The sequence below is a fragment of the Sporomusa intestinalis genome (genome assembly GCF_055383785.1).
Genome location: NZ_AP042390.1, coordinates 1,593,560 through 1,618,709, shown reverse-complemented (window position 1 = coordinate 1,618,709; position 25,150 = coordinate 1,593,560). Strand labels below are relative to the sequence as shown.

The 25,150-nt window shown below is 49.8% G+C and carries 14 protein-coding genes, 1 pseudogene and 1 CRISPR repeat array; of the genes and pseudogenes, 4 read left to right on the top strand and 11 right to left on the bottom strand.

What is annotated here, in order from left to right; translation table 11 throughout:
* The 5 genes from ACZ481_RS07250 to ACZ481_RS07230 all read right to left on the bottom strand — a co-directional run bounded on the left by ACZ481_RS07250 (nt 1) and on the right by ACZ481_RS07230 (nt 9,331).
* Entirely contained in the window at nt 1-2,685 is a 2,685-nt protein-coding gene (locus ACZ481_RS07250; protein ID WP_464769494.1) for a molybdopterin-containing oxidoreductase family protein, read from the bottom strand.
* 424 nt (nt 2,686-3,109) lie between these two features.
* Nucleotides 3,110-5,200, bottom strand: a complete 2,091-nt coding sequence (locus ACZ481_RS07245; protein ID WP_464769493.1) for a sigma-54 interaction domain-containing protein — start codon at nt 5,198-5,200, stop codon at nt 3,110-3,112.
* 305 nt (nt 5,201-5,505) lie between these two features.
* Nucleotides 5,506-6,612, bottom strand: a complete 1,107-nt coding sequence (locus ACZ481_RS07240) for a uroporphyrinogen decarboxylase family protein (RefSeq protein WP_464769492.1) — start codon at nt 6,610-6,612, stop codon at nt 5,506-5,508.
* Nucleotides 6,613-6,701: 89 nt separating this feature from the next.
* Nucleotides 6,702-7,928 carry an MFS transporter gene (locus ACZ481_RS07235; RefSeq protein WP_464769491.1) on the bottom strand — a complete coding sequence of 409 codons (1,227 nt, stop codon included), beginning with the start codon at nt 7,926-7,928 and terminating at the stop codon, nt 6,702-6,704.
* 83 nt (nt 7,929-8,011) lie between these two features.
* A complete protein-coding gene (locus ACZ481_RS07230) occupies nt 8,012-9,331 on the bottom strand; it encodes an S-layer homology domain-containing protein (protein ID WP_464769490.1) in 1,320 nt (439 codons plus the stop codon).
* Between the two features lie 364 nt (nt 9,332-9,695).
* Between ACZ481_RS07230 and ACZ481_RS07225 the strand changes: the two genes are divergently transcribed.
* Together ACZ481_RS07225 and ACZ481_RS07220 are read left to right on the top strand one after the other, a co-directional pair.
* The gene (locus ACZ481_RS07225; protein ID WP_464769489.1) at nt 9,696-10,613 is read left to right on the top strand and encodes a LysR family transcriptional regulator; all 918 of its coding nucleotides are present in this window, start codon (nt 9,696-9,698) and stop codon (nt 10,611-10,613) included.
* A gap of 230 nt (nt 10,614-10,843) precedes the next feature.
* Nucleotides 10,844-11,416 (top strand): annotated as a pseudogene (locus ACZ481_RS07220) (TonB-dependent siderophore receptor); the annotation flags it as partial.
* Nucleotides 11,417-11,510: 94 nt separating this feature from the next.
* On the opposite strand, the gene ACZ481_RS07215 reads toward ACZ481_RS07220, so the two are convergent.
* The 3 genes from ACZ481_RS07215 to ACZ481_RS07205 all read right to left on the bottom strand — a co-directional run bounded on the left by ACZ481_RS07215 (nt 11,511) and on the right by ACZ481_RS07205 (nt 15,558).
* Nucleotides 11,511-13,271 carry a BamA/OMP85 family outer membrane protein gene (locus ACZ481_RS07215; protein WP_464769488.1) on the bottom strand — a complete coding sequence of 587 codons (1,761 nt, stop codon included), beginning with the start codon at nt 13,269-13,271 and terminating at the stop codon, nt 11,511-11,513.
* 41 nt (nt 13,272-13,312) lie between these two features.
* Nucleotides 13,313-13,936 (bottom strand): hypothetical protein, encoded by a 624-nt coding sequence (locus ACZ481_RS07210; protein WP_464769487.1) that lies wholly within the window; start codon nt 13,934-13,936, stop codon nt 13,313-13,315.
* Between the two features lie 650 nt (nt 13,937-14,586).
* A complete protein-coding gene (locus ACZ481_RS07205; RefSeq protein WP_464769486.1) occupies nt 14,587-15,558 on the bottom strand; it encodes a helix-turn-helix transcriptional regulator in 972 nt (323 codons plus the stop codon).
* A gap of 372 nt (nt 15,559-15,930) precedes the next feature.
* On the opposite strand from ACZ481_RS07205, the gene ACZ481_RS07200 reads away from it, so the two are divergent.
* On the top strand, nt 15,931-18,087 hold the full coding sequence (locus ACZ481_RS07200) for a TonB-dependent receptor (RefSeq protein ID WP_464769485.1): 2,157 nt from the start codon (nt 15,931-15,933) through the stop codon (nt 18,085-18,087).
* A gap of 118 nt (nt 18,088-18,205) precedes the next feature.
* Here the strand turns inward: ACZ481_RS07200 and ACZ481_RS07195 are convergent, their stop codons facing one another.
* A complete protein-coding gene (locus tag ACZ481_RS07195; RefSeq protein ID WP_464769484.1) occupies nt 18,206-18,526 on the bottom strand; it encodes a nitrous oxide-stimulated promoter family protein in 321 nt (106 codons plus the stop codon).
* A 39-nt stretch (nt 18,527-18,565) separates the two neighbouring features.
* On the bottom strand, nt 18,566-19,549 hold the full coding sequence (locus ACZ481_RS07190; RefSeq protein WP_464769483.1) for a helix-turn-helix domain-containing protein: 984 nt from the start codon (nt 19,547-19,549) through the stop codon (nt 18,566-18,568).
* Nucleotides 19,550-19,891: 342 nt separating this feature from the next.
* Here ACZ481_RS07190 and ACZ481_RS07185 point away from each other — a divergent pair, with 342 nt between their 5' ends.
* On the top strand, nt 19,892-22,069 hold the full coding sequence (locus tag ACZ481_RS07185) for a TonB-dependent siderophore receptor (protein WP_464769482.1): 2,178 nt from the start codon (nt 19,892-19,894) through the stop codon (nt 22,067-22,069).
* Nucleotides 22,070-22,450: 381 nt separating this feature from the next.
* Nucleotides 22,451-24,687: a CRISPR direct-repeat array (repeat unit 32 nt; unit sequence GTTTCAATCCACACGCCCGCAGGGGGCGTGAC).
* 167 nt (nt 24,688-24,854) lie between these two features.
* On the opposite strand, the gene cas2 is transcribed toward ACZ481_RS07185, so the two are convergent.
* Nucleotides 24,855-25,145, bottom strand: coding sequence for a CRISPR-associated endonuclease Cas2 (cas2, locus tag ACZ481_RS07180; RefSeq protein WP_464769481.1), 291 nt, complete (start codon nt 25,143-25,145; stop codon nt 24,855-24,857).
* Nucleotides 25,146-25,150: the final 5 nt, after the last annotated feature.

Genomic DNA, 25,150 nt, shown 5'->3' with positions numbered 1-25,150 from the left:
TTACACCTCAACCTCTTTTGTAGGATCGGACGGCCCGGGGAGCCATTGCCTGAACTCTTCCGGCTTAAGCCAAACGCCTTTAGGTGGACCATCGGCCTTGGATACTCTGACCAAATAGCCTCGTAATGTGTAGGTACCCACAACATCATTAAACGGAGCATCCTTCTTTGAAAGTACGTTAACATTCATTTCACGCCAGCCGCGAGTTTCAGTGTCCAGTGTCTCCGGATTCCAGAATCTCTCCATATAGACGACTCCCGGATTAATCCCTGCGGTTACATTAGCCTTTGCCCGAATTTTGCCTCGCTGCGACTCGACAAATACCCAGTCTCCATGGGACACACCATATTTAACTGCCGCCTGCGGGTTAATCCAGATTTCAGGCACAGGGTAAATTTCTCTTATCCAGGGAATATTCCGTAATGTCCCGTGGTGGTAAAACGGCAGTCTGCCGTTGGTCATGACCAGCGGAAACTCCTTGGCAAGCGCACTGCCTTGAAGCGGACTTTCATACGGTTCCAGATAATATGGCAGCGGATTATAATCTTGCGATGCGGGAGGCAGAGGATACGTGCTAAACGGCATTCCGGTTCTTCCTAAAATGATCATGTTTTCCATATAAACTTCGAGCTTTTTGGAAGGCGTATTAAAGCCTGCAGGCTGCCCTGTCAGGGGATCAAGCTTCTTATAAACATAATACTCTTTGAATTCCTTCATCGGCATATATTCTATAGGTGCCTTTTGGGTGAACTCTTTCCAGTCCATATTAACTGCAGATTTCGTAAAATTATCAAGAAGATCTTCCATACTGTGCCAGTACGGGAGATCTTTACCCATAAATTCGGGATCAAAGGCCTTTTTGCAGTTCTCATGTCCCAGATCCGCGCAACGTTTGGCTAACTTAGACCAGATCAACGTTTCATCCATGGTTTCCCAAAGATGGGTCACAGCCTGGCGAGCGAAAACCTTATTCATGGACTCAACCGGCATATTCGTCTCCAGCCACTCCGCGGTGGGGAGCAGAATATCCGCGTAAGTCGAGAACGATGTAGGATACATAAACATGTGAACGATGAAGTCAAGCTGCTCAATTGCCGGCACCCAGGAGGAACTGTCAGCAAGCACGCCAAACTTATTACCGGACCGCTCAATCCATACACGCGGTTTGTAAGGGTTGCCCGTAAGAATCGCCTCAAGGATTGCTGAAGGTTGGGCGGCCCACCATTGGAGAAGACCCTTGTACTCTATTCCTCCCAGACGCTTTTTTAGTTGTTCTTCAGAAAGAAGTTTTAACGCCGGTGGAACGATATAAGTGGAAATCGGCGCAATGCCACTGGTTTTAAACCGCTGCATCAGCGCGCCTGGCTTTTCCACGTTGCCCATCAGCACATTGAGCGTAGCTGCGCCCATGGCCGCCTGCACGGAATTGGGATTTTGGTCGGTCGCCACGCCCAAGCTGATACCGCCAGGCGAGTTTAGCGCGTAGAGCTTAATGGCTTCTTCGATCTTGGTTGCATCAAGCCAGCATATCTCCGCCGCCTGCGCAAGCGTATATGGTTCGGAACGCTCCTTGAGTAATTGAAAACCGGTCTTGCACTCCACGCCGTTTACCAGGAAGGTGCCTTCAAGAGCCGGTGCCAGGTTGTCATTCCACGGATAGGCCAGGGGCTGGGCCGAATTGGTCGTCGTGTCCCACACCATAAAGGTATCCGGAGTTCCTTCGGCCTGATTCTCATTGGCACGCAGCAGCATTTGTGTTTTGACATCGACAAGATACGGCAGATTGGTCCACCTCATAACAAAATCTTGGTCATAGATTTTGTTCTCAATTATGTACCGAGTCCAGGCAAGCATGAGCGCCACATCGGTTCCCGGCCGGATGGGCAACCAAACGTCAGCCTTAGCTGCATCCGGCGTCAGGCGGGGATCGACAACGACAGTATGCATTCCCCGGGCGCGAAGCTCCGCCACGGCAGCGCCTCCGCCTGCAGGGCAGGAGTAGGAAGGAGCCGTTCCCCACATAACCAGTGTTTTAATCGGCGTGTCGTCAGGGTCGTAAAGCTCTAGACAATTGGAGTCAGCGATGCTGGTATCAGGACCCCCGTACATCAACGCAAAGGCCAAGGTGCGTGGCAGATAGCACTGCGCACAGCCAGGCTCAAACCAGTTGGGTGTGTCAAAGGCATTGCAAAAGCGCGGTATACTCCAAAATTCCGGGTTCCCACCGCCGCCGGTGGAGCAAAAGACAGTTTCCGCCCCATATTTCTCGCGAGTCTCCATCAGTTTCTTAGCGACTGTATCAATCGCCTCATCCCAGGAAATGCGCTTCCATTTATTCTCACCGCGGTTACCGACTCGAATCATTGGGTACTTATTACGATTGGGGTGATAAAGCGCTTGTATGCCAGCAAGCCCTTTGGCACACATCGCGCCCTTGCTCATGGGATATTCGGGATTACCTTCAAGTTTGACTACGCGGCCATTTCTGACATGCGCAAGAACACCGCAGTTGGCAATACATGCCCGGCAATTCGTCTTAACAATCTTTGTCGCAGATGCTGGCGCGCTCTCCGTGGCTTGACCCTGCGTGAATCCCGTATGTAGCGAGCTGCCAACGGCTGCCGCAATCCCGGTTATGGCAGTTGCTTTGAGAAACTCTCTTCTCGTAAGTACTAGTTGTTTCATTTTTTCGCTCCTCTACAGCTGAATAATCAGGCGAATCGTACATACATATTCTAAATTACCCACCTCCTTCACAGATTGGCTACTTCCCGCGGCTCAGACTCCTGTGTTTCAGCTAACCTGTGGCCGTTTACTTGTTTCACTATGTCTAGCCTAATGTTGCGCTGCAACCAAATAAGAAGCCCTCTTTTCTCCCTCAATTCATATATTTGCAAGTTTGATGCCAATCACTTCGCACCCGGAAAGCCTGATATCACAAGGCTTTTCCGGATTCTCTCCAGCTCTTTCCGTAAAAAAATTTAACATTTTTTAAAAATTTTAATTCGAATACAAAAAACCACTGCCAGCTAACCTAAGCCGGAAGTGGTTTTAGCAAATAGTCTGAGTCTGCAATTTCCAACAAAACCTTTTTAGTATACCAGGACATTTAAAGTACCAAATCTCTAATCTTTATATTAAAGTCTTTAATCTTTTTATATAACGTGGGTTTAGAAATTTTCAGTAATTCAGCTGCCCTGGGAATATTATTATTTGTTCGCATTAGCGCCGTCTTTATCCCCTCCCGTTCCCAACTCGCCATCGAAATCAGGTGGCTTGCCCCTGCATCGGTACATTTTCCATCAAGCACGCCTAACCGCTCTCCCAAGATCGCATCAGGCAGACATTCCAGCGTAATCGTATTATCTTGGCTGACATTTATCGCATAGATCATCGCGTTTTCTAATTGACGGACGTTTCCCGGCCAACTATAGCTTACTATTTTCTGCTTGACATCTGCATTTATGTTGGGAACCTGGCGGCCAGTTTTTTGGCAATATTTCTCAATAAAATAATTACTGAGTATCTCGATATCGTTTTCTCTGGCCAATAGAGTTGGCAGCTTAATGGTTAAAACCGACAGGCGAAAATAAAGATCCCCGCGAAACTCCCCCCTTTCCATTAGTTTTTCCAAATTTTTATTGGTAGCCGCAATTATTTTAAAATCAACTTTTGTATAGGCTCGTCCGCCAATGCGCATAACCTGCTTATTTTCAATAACTCTTAATAAAACCGATTGGAGCTCCAGCGGCATATCGCCAATTTCATCAAGAAACAGCGTACCGCCATTAGCCAGTTCAATTTTCCCCGGTCGACCATTGCGATCAGCACCTGTAAAACTGCCGCCTTCATAGCCAAACAATTCGCTTTCAATCAGGTCTCGCGGCAGCGCCGAGCAGTTAACTGCTATAAACGGGCCTTGTGGACAGGACATATTATGAATTGCTTGTGCAAACAGTTCTTTGCCTGTGCCACTCTCTCCTGATAATAAGATGGTTTCCTGCAAACCGGCAAAGCGGGTTCCCAGTCCAACCGCTTTTTTTATGGCCTGGCTCTCACCGATTATATCGGCGAAGCGATAGCTCGCCCTGGCCCCGTACCGGCTGTTTACCATCGCGTTAATTTTTTTAACATGGTTGAACCTGAGTATCGCCCCCGTTAGCTCACGGGTATCTTGATTTAAAACCGGATGAATATCTATAATATAAGGTTGCTCTTCGTGGTTTGTGCGAATAGTTTCTTCTATACTGATTTTTTTCCCGCTGGCTATCCATTTCATAAGATTGGAATTTTCATGCATATATGCCCTAATATTTTTATTGATATTTTGGTTTGGCTCGAAATTGAAAATCCGCAAACCTTGCTGATTCATCCGAATTATTTGCCCCTTTTGATTTACGTTAACGATACCGTCATCAATACAATCCAGAGTGGCTTCCAGTGTATCATACGCAAGTCTTAAATCATTATTTACAGAACAGATGTACTGATTATTTTCTTTCAGTTCAATCTGACCTTTAATTGCTTCTGCCATCGCTTTAATTAGCCCCAGAGTATGAACACACAAATTTTGATAATTACTGTCCAAAATCGGATTAACCAACTCCTGATTCAATACCAAAGCAGCAATTGTCTCGCCTTTCTCATCTAGTATAGGAGCCGATGATCCAATCATATTTTTTAAGTCAACGCAATATTGTTCCGGCCCGATTATCTGTATTGGCCTTTTATAACGCATACTTAATACATGGGAACAAGTCCCCATTGTGCCTTCGTTACAAATTCTGCCGCGATTACCTGCAAGCCAATGATACGCTTTGCTTTGAAATAAATCGCCATTAACCAGCAATAATATGCCGTCCTTATCGAATAAGTATAGTAAGTAACCAGAAGAATCTACCAGTTCTTTGAATGAATTGAACAGATTTTGGGTAATATCGATAAGAATCTTATTTGTTTGCAGTACAAATTCAAGTTCTGCATGATCTAAGTATTGGCAGCTTAGCGGTTCAAGCGGATTCACCCCGAAATTACGGGATCTTATCCAGGATTCGGCAATCGCCTGATTCATATGAGGAAAATCATATGGATTTTCCAGTTCATTTTTTATAAAACGTTCCTTGTTTTGTGTCATTGCGTCCCATCGCGCTTTAGTTACAAAATGTAGTCCATTTAATGCGATTGAGTAGTTTTCGCCCATCGTACTCACCGTCCTCCTATGTCAACGAAACACTGTTATTAACTTAGCTAAACCCAGTAAGATTATATACTTTAATCTTCTGTAAATCTTCTGTAAAGCCTTCCGTTAGTCTAGAGTAATACAGATTTTCGCGGGCAGATCAATAGGTAGGTAAAGTACAATGTAGTGAACTCCTTAATCAGACAATCTATTTCATACAATAAAGAAAAATAATGATAGCAAATATAAAAAATACTCGTCTAAACAAAAGAGCTAGCAAACTATCTAGCTAGCTCCTCAAAAATGGTTACTATATACAATCCAGGTTATTTCCCGGTAGCGGCAGCCACCATCGCTTTAACATTTTCAACCTTCGCGTTCGGTGGTACGGTACAACCGGAAGAAAGGATAAAGCCTGTTCCCATATCTTTGATTAAACGGGTACTGTATTCGTAAACCTCGTCCGGAGTACCCAGGGTCAGTTTGGCAGCCGGTACATCGCCTTTAATGCACAGATGATCGCCGAGTACTTCTTTAATTTTATAAATATTAGTGGCGCCGTCCGTTTCAAACACAGCTTTCCCTTTTGGCAGCTCGCGGAAATACGCAAGGTCCCGTTCCCAATTTCCATCCAGGTGCAAGCTGATCACAGCACCTTCTTCAATGACTACAGCGGCCATCGCTTTGATATATTTCCAGACAAAGCGTTCCCATAATTTTCGTGACCAAAACTCACTTGCTCCGCGCGCCGGCGATACAAATACAGCCTTAGCCCCGGTAGCCCGTATTTGTGCCCGCACTGAATCACCCGTCTCCTTTTGGATAATATCCAGGACAGCCTCCACCTTATCCGGCATTTTGTATAAATCCTTGATAAAGCTTGTCATCGAACGTCCGCCGCTAAGAAATTCAGTAACTACTGAGGTCAAGACCGGGGTATAAACCATATAGCCGGCAGCTTCAATATTTTTGGCTAATTGCGGAGCATCTGCCAACTGACCGAAAAGATTTTCCAGATCAATACCCAGTCTGTTTCCTAAATAATCGACCATAAACGGCGTCCAGCCTTTATTCAAAATGGTGTCATAGTCGTCCCTGGTCATTTGTTCCTGTTCATCCACTTGCCAGACGGCGTCATCCGGTAACTCGCGCCCGGGCATTTTAACTTTAGACATATAAATTAGCGGAAACAGCTGACCCGCCCCAAAAGAAACATTTGTTCCATCCAAATCGCCAAAAGCTTGTAAAGAATCGAGCATGAGCTCATTCGCTCGTTTAAAGCTTGAACAATATTCTTTCATGGTTACACCCATATGAGGGGCGGCAAAAGCGTCAAATAACTGGATTACCGGTGTTCTGTCGGTCTTTTCCAAGGCAATTGCTTTCATTACCCGTTCTGTACGTTCCCGGAGCAATTCTTGTGTTGTTTTCATGATTACCATTCCCCCATAATTATCATTATCTATACGTGGTTATCGTCTGACAAAATTGACCTTTGGGCTAAAGCAAGCATAATAACTTTTTAACCGGCGATAGATTTCGCAGGCTTACGAAACTTTGGATTGGATTCATCCAGAAAGTATCCAAAAACAAGGCTAAATGCCATTAAAACCGCTACAACCAGCATCATAAAAGGAAGTCCAGCGGCATCGGCAATCCTGCCGGCGATAATTGGCCAGACAGCACCGCTGATGAGATCGCCCGAGGCCTGAGCAACCACCATGGAAGTCGCTATTAAACGGACTGGTACCGTTTCCATGGGGATAATGGTCATAACAAAGGGAACAACAGCCGGCACAAACCCGCCGAACAGCACATACATCCAGGTAGCCGACGCGCTGCCCGGGGCCAGATACATAGTTAACGGCCCCAGCAGGCTTAAAACTATGCATACAAACATTACCGGTTTCCGGCCGAAGTTATCTGACAACTTTGTGGCCGCTATGCCCAGGACAACATACAGTACGCCCATGGCTGAAGTTACCCAGCCCATGTCTTGCACGGAAAGTTTAGCCACATTCACCAGATATACGGGAGCAAAAATCATTAGTGTCATATAGCCGATAACAGCCAATACATTCATGATGACACAAAGGGAAACGTTTCTAAATTGCATTACCTCTTTATACACATTGCCGCCCTTTTGTTCTACGGCAGCGTCTGCTGCCTGTGGTTCGATTTCTTTTATCCATAAGATGACGGCAGCCAGGATAACAAAAGTGGGAATACTGGCCACCAGGAAAGTATTTTGCCAGGAATACTGGGCGGCAAGCTGGGTAATGAAAATGGGACCAATGGTTGCCCCGATAGCGCCGATACCGGCATTTACAATGCCGACATTACGGCCGAAGGTGCCCTCGATGGAGGCGTCGGCAACAATGGCATAGATCAGGGCACCTAACGGTCCGGCGAAAATGCCGCATATTGTCCGGACAATGATTAGTTCCGTAACTGTGCTGCAAAGCGCGCCCGCGGCCATGAATACGCCGGTGCCAATTAGCCCTGGCACCAGGAGGCGTTTTCTATAGCCCAGTTTGTCGGACCAGCCGGCAACGAGAAATGCTGAAACCGCCCAGGCAATGGAAAAAACTGCATTGAGTATACCAATATCCGTATTTGTGAGGCCTAGTTGTGGCACTAAAATAGGCATAAGGAAATTGATGGACAGCCGATCCAGCATTATAACCCCCATGGCCAAAAAGCAGATAGCAGTCGCTGCAATTCCGTACTCACGAGATTTACCACTCATCTGTATAACCTCCTAACGGTTTACCTTTCTCGCAGTAGTTGCCATAGGTCTAATAAATTATGTAAATTTTGTCATAATCTAAATTAAAAAATCCAGGTTAACTGACTAATCAGGAATTTCTGACTCTTATCTGCTAAACCGATATCGCCTATTTTGTCAGCTTCCAAATCACCATATATGACGGAAAGTATAGCCTGCGGCGCAACCGTTACTTCCACGCCATACTCAAACCCTTTAACATTGTTGATACTGCTGCCTTGCGCAGGATACGTCCAGTTATTGGGTGCATTTAATGCGCCGGTATATTGTAATCGATCAAAGCCATTGTCAGCTTTTCTATACCCTACCCAGGCACCGCTTGTTCCTACTGTGAACGGATTTGCCCCTTTATATTTGGCTTTAAGATACATTCCCTTTGCCGATTTTCCATCATTATAAGCCTTGGCATTGGCTGCCGTATTTACGCCATACTCACCCTGCAGGTTGATGTTAGATATACCGGTGTATTCTACGCCCACGGCCTTCGAATCATAAAAATCGAGACCTTTGTCGGCATCTTCACCATTGGAAACGTAAGCAAGTGATATATTGGTATTCTTATTTAATCTAAACTGCGTATCGGCCAGCAGCCAGGAATAATCTGTTTTTTTACCAGAGTACACAGTCGTCTTTACAGCATTGCCAAAACTCACTTTGCCGCCATCCAAGTAGGGGGCGCTAAACAGCAGCCCTTTGCCGACTGTGGCAATAAATCTTCCTGCCGACCACTCAAAATTACGATTCCTACTGGCATAATAGGCTTCCTCAAACTGAATCGAGCTGTCGGTTCTCGTATCACCGGCTATGGAATCATTGCCGAGGGTAGCGTGAATGTAATTGTTGCTGTCAAACTTTTTGTCTATAAACAAGTAGTAAGCTGTGCGGATTTCCGATTTATCCTTTGGTTGGCCAGTGTAATACGGATCCCCCCCAAGAGCGGCGTCAGGCACAAGCGGGCGCGGATTCTCGGTCCATTCATGCCGGATGCGCGCGACGCCGGAAAATTTTAAGCGTTTATCATCCTTGTCCTCCAGTGCTTTGACACGGATCCCCAGACCCGACAATTCTTGAGAAAACTCAGCCGACAATTTGTCCAGTAACGCCTTGTCCTCGGCATTGGCCTTATCTTCTTTGGTCAAGGCATTGGCAACAACCAGCGCCATCTCGTACCGGGTCATGGTTCTGTCGCCGCGGAAGGTGCCATCGCCATACCCGTCGACAATACCGGCGTCAGCCAGCCTTCTCACAGCGTCATAAGCCCAGTGTTGCGCCGGAAGGTCACTAAAGGTGCTGCCTGCGGCAAATGCCAGATTGGAAATGCAAAAGCTTAGCAGTACAACGAGAGTCATGAACAATTTTTTCATTGTTTTCCCACCTTTTATTTTTTAGAAATAAACTCGGCCCACGATACGGTACTAATGCATACCTCTGCATACCTCCTTTTACTTCCGTACAGATTATGTTCTTTGCTTTAAAACGTTTAACATAATCTTTAATTAAATATAATACAAGGCATATTTTTTTGCCAATTCCTATAATTCTGAATTGTATTCTTACAATTCATATATATACATATATACATCTTGTTAGTCACTGCAACCTGCCATTTTCAAGCTATTTCAAGTGCTGCGCAGTATCAAACTGAAACAGATAAGCGTGGCCTTGCTTGACAAATAGGGGGAAATATATTATGAAATAATTAGAGCATTTAAAATTAGGGGGATATTAATGGATATCCGATATTTACGTTCCTTCCTAACCGCGGCACAATGTCTAAGTTTTACCGAGGCAGCCAAACAATTATATCTGGGCCAGTCAGCGCTAAGTAAGCAAATTGCCGAACTGGAGGAGGAGTTGGGGGTCGAGCTATTTATTCGCCACCGTTACCGGCCGCTTGAACTAACGCCATCAGGCAAGACTTTATTAAGAGAAGGCACAGCCCTTATAGACAAAGTTTCGGAAACAATTGAAAAAACCCGACAAGCGAAACTCGGAATACGCGGGAACATAAAAATTGGCGGTTTTGGGGTTGAAGAAGCCTTTCTGCCTCACGCCTTGAGAAGATTCCATTCCATCTATCCCCAAATCAGTATTGATATTCACATGCTTTCCATCAGAATGATCGAAGAATCATTGGAGTCTGAAGAATTAGATATCGGCTTTATTCCGATACTTGGCAAGAATTATAACTCAGCCAAATTCATGCGGCGTTTAATCCATAGAACGCCATTATGTTTTCTGATGCCTAGAAACCATCCGTATGCCAGCTTATCTTCGATTGATATTGCCGCTTTTGCTAATATGCCTTTTATCATACTGTCGGAGGCAGAATCAGCAGAGGGCTTTAACTGGTTCACAAATTTTTGTGCAAGCCGGGGCTTTACTCCGATTTTTTCCAGCAAAACAACACGGCTGGAAAGTGCCTACTTGCTGGTAGAAGCTGGTATGGGTATTTCCATTACCGGCAAAGAGCAGGCAGTACTTCGTCATGTCTCCTCGAATCTGGCTTGTGTTGCTATGGAGGGCGAAGACGCCTGCAGCAGTATTGTGGCTGAATGGAAAAAAAGCCGCAATAACCCGGCAATCCCGCTGTTCCTCAAAGTACTGGAAACCATTGATATAAAAGCAAATAATACGGCTATATAAAGCGACGTCTTGGCCGAGCCAATTAGATAAAGCCGTTCAGGTGATTATGTCACCCGAACGGCTTCTTTTGTTCCTTCTCACTGACAGGCGCTTGGGGTTGTTACCTTTTTCACGCCTATCAGCCGCAGTACAGCATGACCGGGCGATTTGGCTTTAACCATACGCCAAAGGGTCATTCTTTTTAATTAAGCTGCGCCGCTGCCGGGCGGCTACAAGCCACCGGCCGGCAATATGAGTTGGGCTTCCACTATGAGCCCCACAACCTAAACGCCCGCTTTACCGCCTCCCTGTTCGACCTTCGTCAGCAAAATGTGCTGACCCCCGATCCGGTCAATACCAACTTCAGCATCCAGACCGGCGAAATTGCCGCCAAAGGGCTGGAGCTGGAAGCGAATATGGCGGCGTTCCGCAGCCTGAATCTGACCGCCTCCTTTACCCTGCTCAACAACAAGGTAACCAAAGACACTAACGCGGCCAACATCGGCACACGCACCGCCGGTGTGGCCAAGCATACCGCCGCCCTGTGGCTGGACACTGACAAAGCAACGCAAGACCGGCCGGGGTGGAACGGCGGCTTTGGCGTACGCTACATCGGCGCCCGCGCTAATAACGGCCATACCATCAGACTTGATAACGTCTGGCTGGCTGACGCCGCGGTTGGCTATAAGGCCGGCGACTGGCAATATAAGCTCAATATCCGCAATGTATTTGATACCTTTCATGAAATTGCCGGCTATAACAGCACAACCACTTACCAGGGCGAGGGGCGGACCTTCCTGTTGACCGCCACCGGCAACTGGTAAGCAGCGGTTCGCTGTATTGCCGCTTTGTATTGGTTGAGTTCTACATTCCTTCTTAAACCAGGCAGTTCCGCCTTGCGGACGAACTGCCTGAGCCTTAAAACTGAGTCCCAAAGCTAAAGTGGAACTTACCGCCTTCACTGCCATGGCCATATTCAAGCCGTATCGGTCCCAGCGGCGATTCCACACGCAGCCCGCTGCCGGCGCTGCAATGCAAATCACTTATCTTATAGCTGCCATTCCAGGCATTACCTGCATCGGCAAAGACAAGACCCTGTATTTTATTGGCAATAGGGAAACGGTATTCGACTGAGGCGGCAAGCATTTTTTTACCTTTGAACAGATCATCTTCATAGCCGCGTAGGGTATCAATACCGCCAACAGTAAACAGACTTGCGTCCGCTACGTCGCCTGTAGCCACGCCGCTGGCAAGACGAAAAGCGACAACCTGCTTACTGCCGGCTTTAACGTATTGGCGGTAGTCAGCGGTGTATTTGTCGAAATCAAACTGACCGCCAAGCGCCCTGCCGGCGAACTCGCTTGCGATAGAAATCCGCTTGCCTGCAGTTGGATTAAAAATGTTGTCCCGGTTGTCATATACTCTGGCCAGCGTGATGCTATGCACGTCGCCAAAATTATTACTGAGATACTCCGCGTTATAAGCGGCATTATAGTTGTCATCGTCTTCGCTTGCCAAATAGTTAACCGATCCGGAAACATAATCTAAATAAATATCTTTCCGCTTGGTCAGGGTTATGTAGTTGCGGGTATATTCCCCCTGCGGGCGGCCTAGCGTAACGCTAAAGCCCCGGGAACGCCGGTAATAAGTTGAGCGCAATGCCGTATTGTCGCCATCGAGCCCGTAATCGCTATATTCGCCGGTTGTGTTGAATAGACTAATACTAAAGGACGTTTTTTTATCATCCATATGGGGGTTGGTAAAATTGACTTTCCAGCTTGTCCCCAGGGTTTTGTAAAAACTGTGCTGCAGCTCCACATCCAAACTGTTCCCGGTGCCTTTATAGTTGGTGTCTCCCAGGCCAACCAGCGAGGAAAACCCATAACTTTTACTATAGCCCCCGCCAATAGAAAATGTGCCTGTCTTTTTTTCCACAACATCAATTTGCACAACAACCGCATTCGGTTCCCGGCCGGGATTCAACTTCACATTGACATCCTCAAAAAAACCGAGATTATGTACCTTCTGGAGACTTCGCCTGGCCGCTTTGGCGTTAAACGGTTCTTGTGGCTTTATGTTTAATTCACGATAAATAACCGGTGTTTTGGTTTTTATATTGCCTTTGATCACGATTTCTTCCACCAGGCCTTCATTGATGGTAATATTGACTATTCCTGCCGGACTTATTTCTATATTGGTGACTTTTGCGAGTATATAGCCTTGGTCATGATAATACTGTTCAATCGCATGCGAGATATCACTGGCACTATTGTGTTCGATGATACTGCCTTTGACCAACGAAACCTGTTTCAGCAAAACCTCGGCCTCAACTTTGGTATTGCCGGTAAAAACGATATCTTTAATTGTTTTTTTTTCAACAACAGAATAAACTACCTCAATGCCTGCCGGTACTTTGACAAGGTTGGCTTGTACGTCATAAAAGTAATTCAGGTCAAAGATGGCTTTCATATCCTGTTTGATAGCCTCAGCGTCAACGGTATCGCCAGCTTTAACGGTAAGCACGGAGGCTATTTTGTCTTCCCCTATCGCTTCGCTCCCGCTGATACGGATACCTGCGATTGTTTTCCCCGTGAAATCTTCGGCATGGACAAAAGACATCGGGCCTGTGATCATAACGACAGCTGCCATTAAGAGGAATTTAGCCGTTTTCTTGTTCATTTTCAAGCTCCTAATCAATTAATTCTTGTTAATGCTTCCTGCTAATGTTTCCAAGCCGGCCTCATCTTGGCCCATCCGGGGTTAGCCATAGGCCTGGTAGAATGCCGGTGCGGCTGCGGCCAAGCCCATTCCCACCAAAAGCCGCTCTCAATAATGAGGACAGCCCGGTCATCGTGGTCACAAGCTTTATCGCTGTCATTGCGAAGCGTAAACTTAGAATCCGCCGGCTGCCACCCATCACGGCCAATAACTATATTGGCAGGATCGACCCCTTCCCCGTCCATCGACAAAGCAAAGGTAATGCAGGTTCCCCCCTTAACAGATAAATCAATGCCGGCATCTCCTCCCGCAATATTAAACCGAAAATTTATTTCACTGCGGCTGCGATCAATACGGACATAATCATCTGTCCCGACCGTTTTTCCCAAAATATCGCCAAATTTGCCATTTGTCCGGATTACGCCGGTAAAAACATGGTTCGCCCCGGAAGTGGTAGTTCGAAGATGCAACCCTTCTTTATCCTGCCACATGAAATAGCCTGTAGTTTCACCCGCTATAAACGCCGCCGGCGGTCCGTCCAGGTTGGGTGAATGAGCGGCTAAAGCAGGTCCGGAAAAACAAATCAGTACAAATACCATTAGCATTAATCTCGCAGTGTTTTTCATTTCTAACGCCTCCTTCTTTTGCTGCCGATATTTTCCTTTTACATTATGCCGGATGATTATTACAACTTGGTTACAAGTTCAATAGCATTCTGTTACAAACAAAAAAAAACGCAACAACCATTTTACTTTCAGGGCAAGAACAATAGTATCCAACTGGCAGCACCTAACATAACCGGCCATGCTGTGCAAACGCGAGCGAATGCTGCGAAGCACAAAAGGAACGGTCGCCAAAGCATGATGCTTTGGCGACCGTTCCTTGCTTGCGCCTGTTTTCAGCGCTGCCCGCACTTTATTATAAATTAAACGACTTCTCACCTGCCGGGCCGTTACGCCCTGTCCTTTTGAAACGCCTTGGCAAACTTATCCGGCCGTACATATCCCCAACAGGGAACTGCTATTCTGGATAGCATCTCATCGTGCCATAACAACCGCAGCGTATAGTTCATCTTTTCCCGCCGCCCATAGTCGGTGATGCTCAGGCCATAAGACGACTTGAACAGGATGCACAGCTTGGTTATGCCATGCCGGCAATGCCGGCCAGTTCCTTTACCGGCGGCGGGTGCAGAATACTGCCATTGCCGGACGGCAGTTGCCGGTTACATCCGGCAGCGGGCAACGGTCCGACGGATCAGGCTTGCCCGCCGCTATTGTTAGCGGCTATACAGCCCAAAGGATTTTCTAAACTGGCTGGGCGTGAAGCCATGCACTGTTTTGAAGGCGGCGGCAAACTTGCTGGCGCTTTCATAGCCTACAAATTTCCCGATATTTTGTATGCTCATCTCGCCTGACAACAGCCTCATGGCATACTTCATTTTCTCCTGCCGGATATAGGCGGCAATAGGCATTCCGTAACTATTTTTGAATACCATCCGCAGCTTGGTTACGCCCATTCCGGCCAGCCGCGACAACTGCCTGATATCCGGCGGGTCGGCAATGTTATTGTCCAGTGCTGCCTTCACCTGCTGCAGATAGGGACGGGTAAGATGGGTCAGGTGGCGGGGGCGTTCCTTTTTGACATATCTTTTGCCATACCAGCGGCAATTGGTGTGGAGCATAATCAGCGCCAGCAGTTCCAGCACTTTGCTCTCAAAATACATCAGCGGCGCCACGGCATTGCGGATGCCGAACTTAAGCTGCTCCCAGACCAGTAGTTGGTCCGGCGTATTATAGTTCGGGCTTTGCCATGTTAACGCGTCGGCAATGGCAAAGGGCTGCTTGAAGGTCCGGTAATGCAGATAGTTTTCGATAAATTCGGGGCAAATCCAGATGCAGGTGTACCGGTATTCGCCGCCTCCCAAAACAATATCAACCGGGTTGCCCTGATTGACAAGCACGTGAACGCCCCGCTGCAGACTCCGTTTGCGCCGGCCCTTTTCCCGAATAACCGCATCGCCTTTGTCGAGCGAACACAGCCCCAGCCCGCTCCGGGTTAGGGAAAAGGCACAGGGCTGATGCAAAGTAAAATAGGCATTGCTGACGCACAGGCCGGGCGCCGGATACACATCAAGTATCCAGCTGTCGCCGTGACCGGGCGGGAACTTATGCCTTACCGCCATATCAAACTTCACAGTTTCACAGCCTAAGCCGGCAGCCAGCAGCGCATGGCCCATCCGAGTCTCCATGTTTCACCTCATAATTAAATAAATTGGCCTTAGGGTAATGTTGACCGTTAACAAACTGCGGCAGCCGGCAGATAGCTGCTGTTGCCTTTATCATAACATAACTTATTGCCGCGCAAGCCCCAGTCAACTGCCCCGCAGCAACAAAAAGGTGCACCAAAGCAACGCCCCACGCCGTACGGAAACAAGCCCTCAACTGCGATTCATTCTCACTTCAGCCGGCAAAGCAGGCCTTTTGCTTTAACCCTTTTCCGCCCCGGCAACGGAATTGACGCACTAAAAATTTCCTTGCTATACTGATACACAAGCCGGCAAATGTCCCATTATCGATAATGATTGTTATTATAGTCTAATAATCCCAAAGGAGCCAATAGGATGAATAAAAGAATAATAAACATGCCGAAACGCCTGCTTTGCCTCCTGCTGGGCGGCAGTTTAGCCTGGCCTGTCCCGCTGTCTTTCGCCCAGGCTGATACCGCAGCGGCCCGGCAGGAATTTACGTTAGAGGGTGTGGAGGTAACCGCCAAACGCGCCAATGAGGATCCATTGCCGCCGGCCTATGCAGGCGGCCAGGTGGCCCGCGGCGGCCGGCTGGGCGTGCTGGGCAACAGGGATTTTATGGACACGCCCTTCAATTTCACCAGCTATACCGCCGAATTGATGGAAAACCAGCAGGCCGCCACCATCGCCGAGGTAACTGCCAACAATCCTTCCGTACGGGTAACTTCCAGTGGCAGCTATAATCAATTCTGGAACATCCGGGGCTTTTCAGTAACCGCCGTAAGCTTTAACGGCTTATACAATGTCAGCCCCCATTGGCTTAGCGGTTCAGATTTTGTCGAACGGGTCGAAGTGCTGACAGGTCCCAGCGCACTCCTGAACGGCGTGGCCACAGCCAGCGGCAATATCGGCGGCGCCATTAACCTTGTCCCCAAGCGGGCGGGCGAGGAACCCCTGACCAAATTCACTGCCTCCTATAGTGGTGACAGTCAGGTAGGCGGCCATATTGACATTGGCCGCCGGTTCGGGGCAAACCAGCAATTCGGCCTCCGCTTCAACGGCTCCTACCGCAGCGGCGACACCGCCTTTGACAATGAATCGCTAACGGCCGGCACTGCCTCCCTCGGCCTGGACTGGCGCAGCGACCGCTGGCGCACATCCTTTGACCTGGGCTATCAGAACAGGAAAATTGACGCCCCAACCACTGAATTCATTGGACCCACCAGCTTTTCCCTCCCCAAAACACCGCCAAAGAACACCATGAATATCAGCCCTGCCTGGACTTATGCCGACATTGAGAGTATCTTCGGTGTCCTGCACAGTGAATTTGACTTAAACCAAGACTGGACGGTATTTGCCTCTGCCGGCGGCAGACGGAGCACCGCTGATTACTTGTATGCAAACGGTACCTTTACCAGCAATCAGGGCGATTTTATTACAGAAGTATACAACTTTCCCATGAAGAACAACGCTCATACCCGAGAACTTGGCATCCGCGGCCGCTTTGCCACCGGCTCCCTGCAGCATCACTTGACACTTAGCGGTACCCGCAGCCAGATAGACTCGTACAGTTTGTCGGAGAAGCTTACCGAATTTCCGTCCAGTCTTTATCACCCCGGTATTTCCCAACCGGTGTTTTCTGCTTGGGGCAGTATCCCGAAAAACTCCACTACCACCTTATCCGGCCTGGCCCTGACCGACACGCTCTCCACCCGGGACGGACGGCTGCAGCTCATAGTGGGCGCCCGGCACCAGCAAATTAAAGTCGATAGATTCAATTCCCAAACCGGCGTTAAAACCTCAGGCTACGATAAAAGCGCCGTCACCCCCGGCCTGGGTATTGTCCTGAAAGCCAAAGATAACCTGTCTGTTTACGGCAATTACGTCCAAGCTTTGCAGCAGGGGCCAACCGCCGCCAGCAGCGCCGTCAATGCGGGCGAAGTCTTTGCTCCCTACAAAGCCAAGCAATACGAAGTAGGCGTCAAACTGGACAGCGGCCTGTATGCCACAACGCTGAGCGCCTTTCAAATTGAACAGCCCAGCGGTCAAACTGATCCTGTTACCCGGATTTATGGCCTCGATGGTGAGCAGCGCAACCGCGGCCTGGAGCTGAATGTGTTTGGCGAGCCCGTAAAAGGCACCCGCCTGCTGGGCGGTGTCATGCTGCTGGACGGCAAACTGGTCCGTACGGCCAATGGCTCTAATGACGGCAACACGGCGGCAGGCGCATCGCGCTGGACAGCCACGCTGGGCGTCGAATGGGACACCCCGTTTCAGCCGGATCTGACCTTAACCGCCCGCGCCATTTATAACGGCTCGCAATATATAGACAACGCCAATACGCAAAAAATCGCTCCCTGGACCCGGCTGGATGTCGGCGCCCGCTATACCTTGCAGCACAACGGCGTTCCCCTTACCCTCCGGGCCACCGTGACCAATGCCCTGAACAAGCGCTACTGGCAAGGGCATTCCGGCGGCTTCTCCATCGGTGCGCCACGAACGCTGACGCTTTCCGCAACAGTGGATCTATAAAACGCCAAAACAGGTATCTTATTATTCTTTACTTGCTGACACCGGCAACCACAAGAACTGCCGCATACCATCCCAGATGGCTGCGGCAGTTTTTTTCCTCGCATGGACCGCTGTTTTATCACCGGGGCGGTTTCGCCAGCGAGTCCAGTACATGCAGCACCGCTAACTGCGGATGCTTAAACAGCATCCGTGGTCCCGCGAACCGCATCACCTCAATGATCTGCGCCCGCAGGGCCGGGCGGTAGCAATGGACCGTGCATTTTGCGCATACCGGCTTGCGCTCGCCAAACAGGCAATGGCTGAGCCGCTGCCGGGCATACTCGGCCAGCCTTTGGCAATCGCCGCACAATCCGCCGCCTGTCCGATGCTTTGCCTGGCAATATAGCAGAATCATTTTTTCAATTGTGACTTTCTCTCTGGCAATACGTCTGCCCTGCACACACCGGCCCTCCTCTCCCGCAGTCAGGATTACTATTTTCTATAATCCAAATGATTTACGGATATATTGCGGGGAAAAACCATGCACTTTCTTAAAGGCGGCGGCAAATTTGCTGGCGTTTTCATAGCCTGCCATGGCGGCAATATTTTTTATGCTAAGATCATCATTCCACAACAGCCGCATGGCATATTTCATCTTTCCCGCGCGAATATACTCGGCAATGGATACCCCGTACCACAGTTTAAAACAGCGCTGCAGCTTGCTGATGTTCATCTGGACTATTACGGCCAGCTGCTCCACCGGCGGCGGGGACAGAATATCCCTGTCCAGTTCCTCTTTAATTTTTATGATATATTTCCGGTCATGATAAGATAAATAATTTTTACGCTGTGATTTTTGATGCCTCTTCCACCAATGCTCATCCTGTATATTGCGCAGGATGAGCAGCAGTACTTCGCAGGCTTTGTGTTCGTAATACGGCAGTGGGGCGGCAGCATTGCGGACATTGGCTTTCAGCTGTTCAAATACCAGCAATAGCTCGGGCGTATCATACTGCGGACTTTGCCAGGTCAACGCCTCGTCCGGAGTAAAACTCCGGTCTGACATCCGTCCGGTCAGCTGGGTTGCGATATAATCACCGAACAGCCACATGCCGGTATAACATTGCCATTTGCCCGCACCATAAATCATTTTAAACGGCTGTCCCCGGTTAACCAGCAAATGAATGCCTGGCCGCAACTGTCGGGCTTTTTTGCCCTTTTCCACAATGGTCATGTCACCGCCATTAAACGAGCACAGCCACAGCCCCGCCTCGGCAATGGTATATTCCCGGACAACAGGTTCCGGCAGGGAAAAATGCGTATCCGTCAAAATGAGGCCGGGGGCGGGATAAATATCGACCAGCCAATTGTCGCCGTGGGGCGAAGGCAAACGATACGCAGTCCCGCTGCGGAAGGCCTCCGGTTGGGCGCCAAACTGTTCAGCCAGTTCGCAATTACCGGCCAAGTATACATTAGTGTCCATACCATCCTCCAAATGAGATCGATTATCTATTATGATAACAAATGCCTTTGTTGAAAACAACCCATTATGCAGACTAACAATGCTCCAAAATGGAGTAAGGCCAATCCAAATTCTGAAGCTGACCAATACTTTAAGCCCCCGCAAACTGAGAAACACTATCATTTAATCAGGCCTGCCTGTCTTTTCCCTACCTCTATTGTAGGCGTTCCGGGAGCGTTGACTGGGCAAAAACGGTATTGCTATAATGAATCCGCAAGCTTGCAACTTCATCAATGATATTAATTATCGTTATCAACACCATTGCCAACCTCCTGCTACACCAACACAACAAAGGGTGAAATTATGAAAAGCAATTATCTAAGCAAACGGGGCCTGCTTTGCGCCTTACTCAGCGGCAGCCTGGTCTGGCCTCTGGCTGCTTATGCAGCCGGGGAAGCCGCTTCGCCGGCAGAACAGGCCGCCGGCGATAACACTGCCGCCACGGCAGCCGCCTTGCCGCGTGAGTTTACGCTGGCAGGCGTTGAGATCACCGCCAGCCGCGTAACCGACGGCTATGTCGCCAAACGCAGCCGCGTCGGCACGAAGACCGATACGCCGCTCAGCGAAACCGCCCAGTCGATCAGCGTGATCACCCGGGAACAGCTGGATAACCGCGGCGTTACCAACTTTGCCGAGGCCCTGGGGTATACGCCGGGGGTTACTGCTTTGCAGTACAGTGAAGAAAGTGGACCAGCTTTGAACCTGCGCGGCTTTAGCGTAGCCACTGCCCATAACAACGGCTCCCGCCATCTGGGCAGCAATTACGGCAGTGATTTTGACCTGTACGCCATGGAGCGGGTGGAAGTGCTGCGCGGCCCGGCTTCCATACTGTATGGCGCCGGCAGTCCCGGCGGCATCGTCAACTATGTGGCCAAACGCCCCACAAACGAACCTTTGCGCGAAATTCAGCTGCAAACCGGCAGCAGCGGCTGGAACCGCGGCGCTTTAGATGTCAGCGACCGGGCAACCAAGGACGGAAAAGTGCTGTTCCGCCTGACCGCACTAAAATCCAAAGAGGACTTTTATACCGATTCCAGTACTAAAGACCACTCCTTTCTTGCTCCGGCCTTGACCTGGCAGCCTACAGAAAGCACCACCCTGACCTTACTCGGGTATTTCCAGAAAAATGACCTCAAAGGGACTACCGACAGACTCCGCACCGTCTATTTGCCGGATAGCCCCTACTATGGCACCGGCATCGCCAATAAAACCTATTATGGCGAACCAGGTTACGACCGCAATGAAAGCAACCAGAGCCAAACCGGTTATATTCTGGAACATAAAATCAATGATATCTGGTCAGTTACCCAAAATGCCAATCATTTTCATTTTTCGATGCACCAGCAGGGTGTCACCCTGTCTGCCCTGAATGCCGACGGAACTGTCGGCCGGAAGGCTAACGCCACCAGCCGCTATGGCAGTTCCGATTCCCTTGATACCTACTTTCAGGCCAAGTGGTCCGGCGGCGCCGTGAGCCATACTACCCTGCTGGGCTTTGATTACCAGAAAGGCAACTATCATTGGCTGTGGGGCGGCGGAACAGCGCCTGATCTCGATCTAGCCACGATGAACTACGGACAGGCCATCACCACGCCCGCCTACTCCTACCGTGTCGGCGGCCATACCAAGCAAAGCGGCTTTTACCTGCAGGATCAGTTGAAGTTCGGCGACAGATGGACAGCCGTGCTGGGCGGGCGCTATGACCGCTATGACCAAACGTTCCGCAACTGGTCTGCCGGTACAGCTACTATTACCGATCAAAACGCTTTCACCGGCCGGGCCGGTATTGTCTATGACGCCGGCAGCGGCGTCAAGCCCTATGTCAGCTACAGCGAATCCTTCGAGGGCCAGGGCGGCGCCGACCGGCACGGCAAGGCCTTTAAGCCCACCACCGGCCGGCAGTATGAGGCCGGTGTGCAATTTGAACCACGTAACATGAACGCCCGTTTTACCGCCGCCGTCTTCGACCTGCGCAAGCAAAATGTCACCACCACCGACCCTGTGAATACTCTCTTTCAGGTCCAGACCGGCGAAGTGACCTCCAAAGGCCTGGAACTGGAAGCCAACCTGCAGGCGTTCAATGGTGTTAATCTGACAATGGCCTATACCCTGCTGGATAATAAAGTCACCAAGGACAACGATACTGCCAGAATCGGGCGGCGAACCCAGGACGTGCCCAGGCACAGCGCCTCGCTGTGGCTGGACACCGTCAAACCCGGCGACACAGCGGAGGGCTGGAGCTTCGGGACCGGCCTGCGCTATATCGGCTCCCGCTACAACTACTACAACACCCGCAAATTCGGCGGTTCGGTCCTAACCGACGCCATGGTCCGCTATGATACCGGCAGCTGGCGCTACGCCCTTAATGTCACCAATGTCTTCGACAAGCAGTACGTCGTCACCAGCCAGGACTACTGGGCTTATTACGACTCTGTGGACACCGGCCGCAAGGTGCTCTTAACCGCCACCCGCCGCTGGTAATACCTAAAGCCGCTTCCGCCTCAAAGCCGGAAGCGGCTTCTTTTCTATTCGTTTCAGGTTTTCCAAACCGGTGGACGTTTACCCGGTTGTTCTCGCACTCTGCTGTATGGTGACCTGACATAGCTCGAGCTGCCTCGCTGGGTAAACCTGCCGACAGATGTTTGGGGGCGCCATATCATTCATCACTAGAAAGGTTCAATACCTCTCATCTCGAAACATACCCCTGTCCCCCTGTTTCTCCCAGCTTGTAAAATAAACCTACGGCAATAAGCCTATCCATTTCCTGCATAGGAGATGAGATAGGCTTATTCCAGGTTCCGGAATCCACACGCCCGCAAGGGGCGGGACTATATAGTTCGCCTGTGTCGCTACTTCTATGGCGTTTCAATCCACACGCCCGCAAGGGGCGTGACCAATCGTTCCCGTATATCCTTATCAGCGATTACGTTTCAATCCACACGCCTGCAAGGGGCGTGACAAAGTCATGTTGCGGCGGGAAGCAACCGAAGAAGTTTCAATCCACACGCCCGCAAGGGGCGTGACGAATGGCCTGGAAATATGGACTGGAAATAAAGGTTTCAATCCACACGCCCGCAGGGGGCGTGACCTGGCCATTGGGGATGATTCCTTCGCCGTTATGGGTTTCAATCCACACGCCCGCAGGGGGCGTGACGTATATTCATTTTGTTCATGCCCATATATGTAGTTTCAATCCACACGCCCGCAGGGGGCGTGACTTGTGTCTTTTTTGCGAATTTGAATCCTTGAATGTTTCAATCCACACGCCCGCAGGGGGCGTGACATGCCAAGTGTGCTATAGAAAGCGGCTTGAGAGGTTTCAATCCACACGCCCGCAGGGGGCGTGACATTTGCACGTCTACTGTGTTTTTGCGGTCGTAGTTTCAATCCACACGCCCGCAGGGGGCGTGACATTACGAGATTACACCGGAAAGTCCGGCGTATGCTTCAATCCACACGCCCGCAGGGGGCGTGACATGTCGAAGATTGTAACCTATTTATGACAATTTAGTTTCAATCCACACGCCCGCAGGGGGCGTGACCTAAAGGAATCTGGAAGTGCCTCATTCGCTGGGTTTCAATCCACACGCCCGCAGGGGGCGTGACATACTAGTAGAGAAAACAAAAGAATGGAACCAGGTTTCAATCCACACGCCCGCAGGGGGCGTGACACCCTGTAACAAAATCGTCTGCCCTTGCAGGAAGTTTCAATCCACACGCCCGCAGGGGGCGTGACTTCGATGATATAAGCACCTTTAAGCGCGTCTCTGTTTCAATCCACACGCCCGCAGGGGGCGTGACTTAAATCCACCGGCACCGTAATAGGCATCGGTTAGTTTCAATCCACACGCCCGCAGGGGGCGTGACAACTCATGCAAGACAGACTCATGAACATTTAACGTTTCAATCCACACGCCCGCAGGGGGCGTGACTTGGAAGCGTACGCCAAAGAGGTCAAATCCGAGTTTCAATCCACACGCCCGCAGGGGGCGTGACGCTGTTCGGCCCGTAGCACAACCAATGGACGCGTTTCAATCCACACGCCCGCAGGGGGCGTGACCTAAAATTCGCCGGCGCCCGATCAGCTCACCCAGTTTCAATCCACACGCCCGCAGGGGGCGTGACCCACCTCCTCTTCATAGGCCGCCGGTGAGGATGTTTCAATCCACACGCCCGCAGGGGGCGTGACAAACTGGACATATCGTAAGCCAGCTTTGTTAAAGTTTCAATCCACACGCCCGCAGGGGGCGTGACATGCTTTCCCGTTTAAACACCATTTCTCGGTAGTTTCAATCCACACGCCCGCAGGGGGCGTGACTCGACGGCGGCCGCATTGGTGTGGCGGCCCAGGCGTTTCAATCCACACGCCCGCAGGGGGCGTGACGTTATGGTTCGGTAGCCTCTATTTTAACTGATGGTTTCAATCCACACGCCCGCAGGGGGCGTGACAACAACTTTTTGGATAGATGATTTGCAGCTTGAAGTTTCAATCCACACGCCCGCAGGGGGCGTGACATTAAAGGTTGTTACACCGGGAAATGCTTTAAATGTTTCAATCCACACGCCCGCAGGGGGCGTGACGTATTAAAAACGGTCTCTGCGGGGAGTGTGGTGTTTCAATCCACACGCCCGCAGGGGGCGTGACCAGGATGTCCGCGTGTCCTACCTGGGGCATGAGTTTCAATCCACACGCCCGCAGGGGGCGTGACATCCAAATGGCCGACTTCTATTATTTTTTCGTAGTTTCAATCCACACGCCCGCAGGGGGCGTGACTAAGGTTATGGATATTACGCGGCAAATTGAAGAGTTTCAATCCACACGCCCGCAGGGGGCGTGACGGGTTAATGCCTGGCAATACTTAGCCGACAGCATGTTTCAATCCACACGCCCGCAGGGGGCGTGACATAATTACACAGGCCGACACCGGCTATACAGTAGTTTCAATCCACACGCCCGCAGGGGGCGTGACCAATACGTGGTTATTGACGGTGTGCGGCTTTATGTTTCAATCCACACGCCCGCAGGGGGCGTGACTCTGCTCCCGCAGTACCCTTTCTTCTAGCAGGGTTTCAATCCACACGCCCGCAGGGGGCGTGACTGTCTCCCTTAGCACATTATAAAAATCAAGCATTCAAACACTTGATTTTGCGAACCTAACAATCTTTATCATGTTAACCCTAATTTAAAACTTGCAAAATCCGTCTAAGCCTTAAAATGCAAGAGGTGCGAATACCCCAGGAAATTGATGTACACTTAGGGTTCGCATTAGACCATAAGGATTCCTTCCGGGTCATAGGTAACTTTACTGCCAACATGTTCAACGCGTTTTTTCCAGTTGGAACCTAGAAAATAATAACGCAAACTATCTGTTTCCGCATCAATAATTGTTTCTAAGCGGTGACGCAGTTCGGCAAACTGGGTGGGGTCAAGTAAACATTCAAAGACTGAATTCTGTACGCGCTGACCATAATTTACACATTGTTTTGCCACTCTGCGAAGGCGTCTTTTGCCCGCATCTGTCGTAACATTCACGTCATAAGTAATCAGGACTAACATCTTAA

Excerpts from the sequence above, each read along its gene's own strand:
- ACZ481_RS07205 (WP_464769486.1), bottom strand. The coding sequence starts at position 15,558 with ATGGAGACTCGGATGGGCCATGCGCTGCTGGCTGCCGGCTTAGGCTGT.
- cas2 (WP_464769481.1), bottom strand. The coding sequence starts at position 25,145 with ATGTTAGTCCTGATTACTTATGACGTGAATGTTACGACAGATGCGGGC.
- ACZ481_RS07215 (WP_464769488.1), bottom strand. The coding sequence starts at position 13,271 with ATGAACAAGAAAACGGCTAAATTCCTCTTAATGGCAGCTGTCGTTATG.
- ACZ481_RS07185 (WP_464769482.1), top strand. The coding sequence starts at position 19,892 with ATGAAAAGCAATTATCTAAGCAAACGGGGCCTGCTTTGCGCCTTACTC.
- ACZ481_RS07240 (WP_464769492.1), bottom strand. The coding sequence starts at position 6,612 with ATGAAAACAACACAAGAATTGCTCCGGGAACGTACAGAACGGGTAATG.
- ACZ481_RS07230 (WP_464769490.1), bottom strand. The coding sequence starts at position 9,331 with ATGAAAAAATTGTTCATGACTCTCGTTGTACTGCTAAGCTTTTGCATT.
- ACZ481_RS07210 (WP_464769487.1), bottom strand. The coding sequence starts at position 13,936 with ATGAAAAACACTGCGAGATTAATGCTAATGGTATTTGTACTGATTTGT.
- ACZ481_RS07245 (WP_464769493.1), bottom strand. The coding sequence starts at position 5,200 with ATGGGCGAAAACTACTCAATCGCATTAAATGGACTACATTTTGTAACT.
- ACZ481_RS07190 (WP_464769483.1), bottom strand. The coding sequence starts at position 19,549 with ATGGACACTAATGTATACTTGGCCGGTAATTGCGAACTGGCTGAACAG.
- ACZ481_RS07235 (WP_464769491.1), bottom strand. The coding sequence starts at position 7,928 with ATGAGTGGTAAATCTCGTGAGTACGGAATTGCAGCGACTGCTATCTGC.
- ACZ481_RS07200 (WP_464769485.1), top strand. The coding sequence starts at position 15,931 with ATGAATAAAAGAATAATAAACATGCCGAAACGCCTGCTTTGCCTCCTG.
- ACZ481_RS07250 (WP_464769494.1), bottom strand. The coding sequence starts at position 2,685 with ATGAAACAACTAGTACTTACGAGAAGAGAGTTTCTCAAAGCAACTGCC.
- ACZ481_RS07225 (WP_464769489.1), top strand. The coding sequence starts at position 9,696 with ATGGATATCCGATATTTACGTTCCTTCCTAACCGCGGCACAATGTCTA.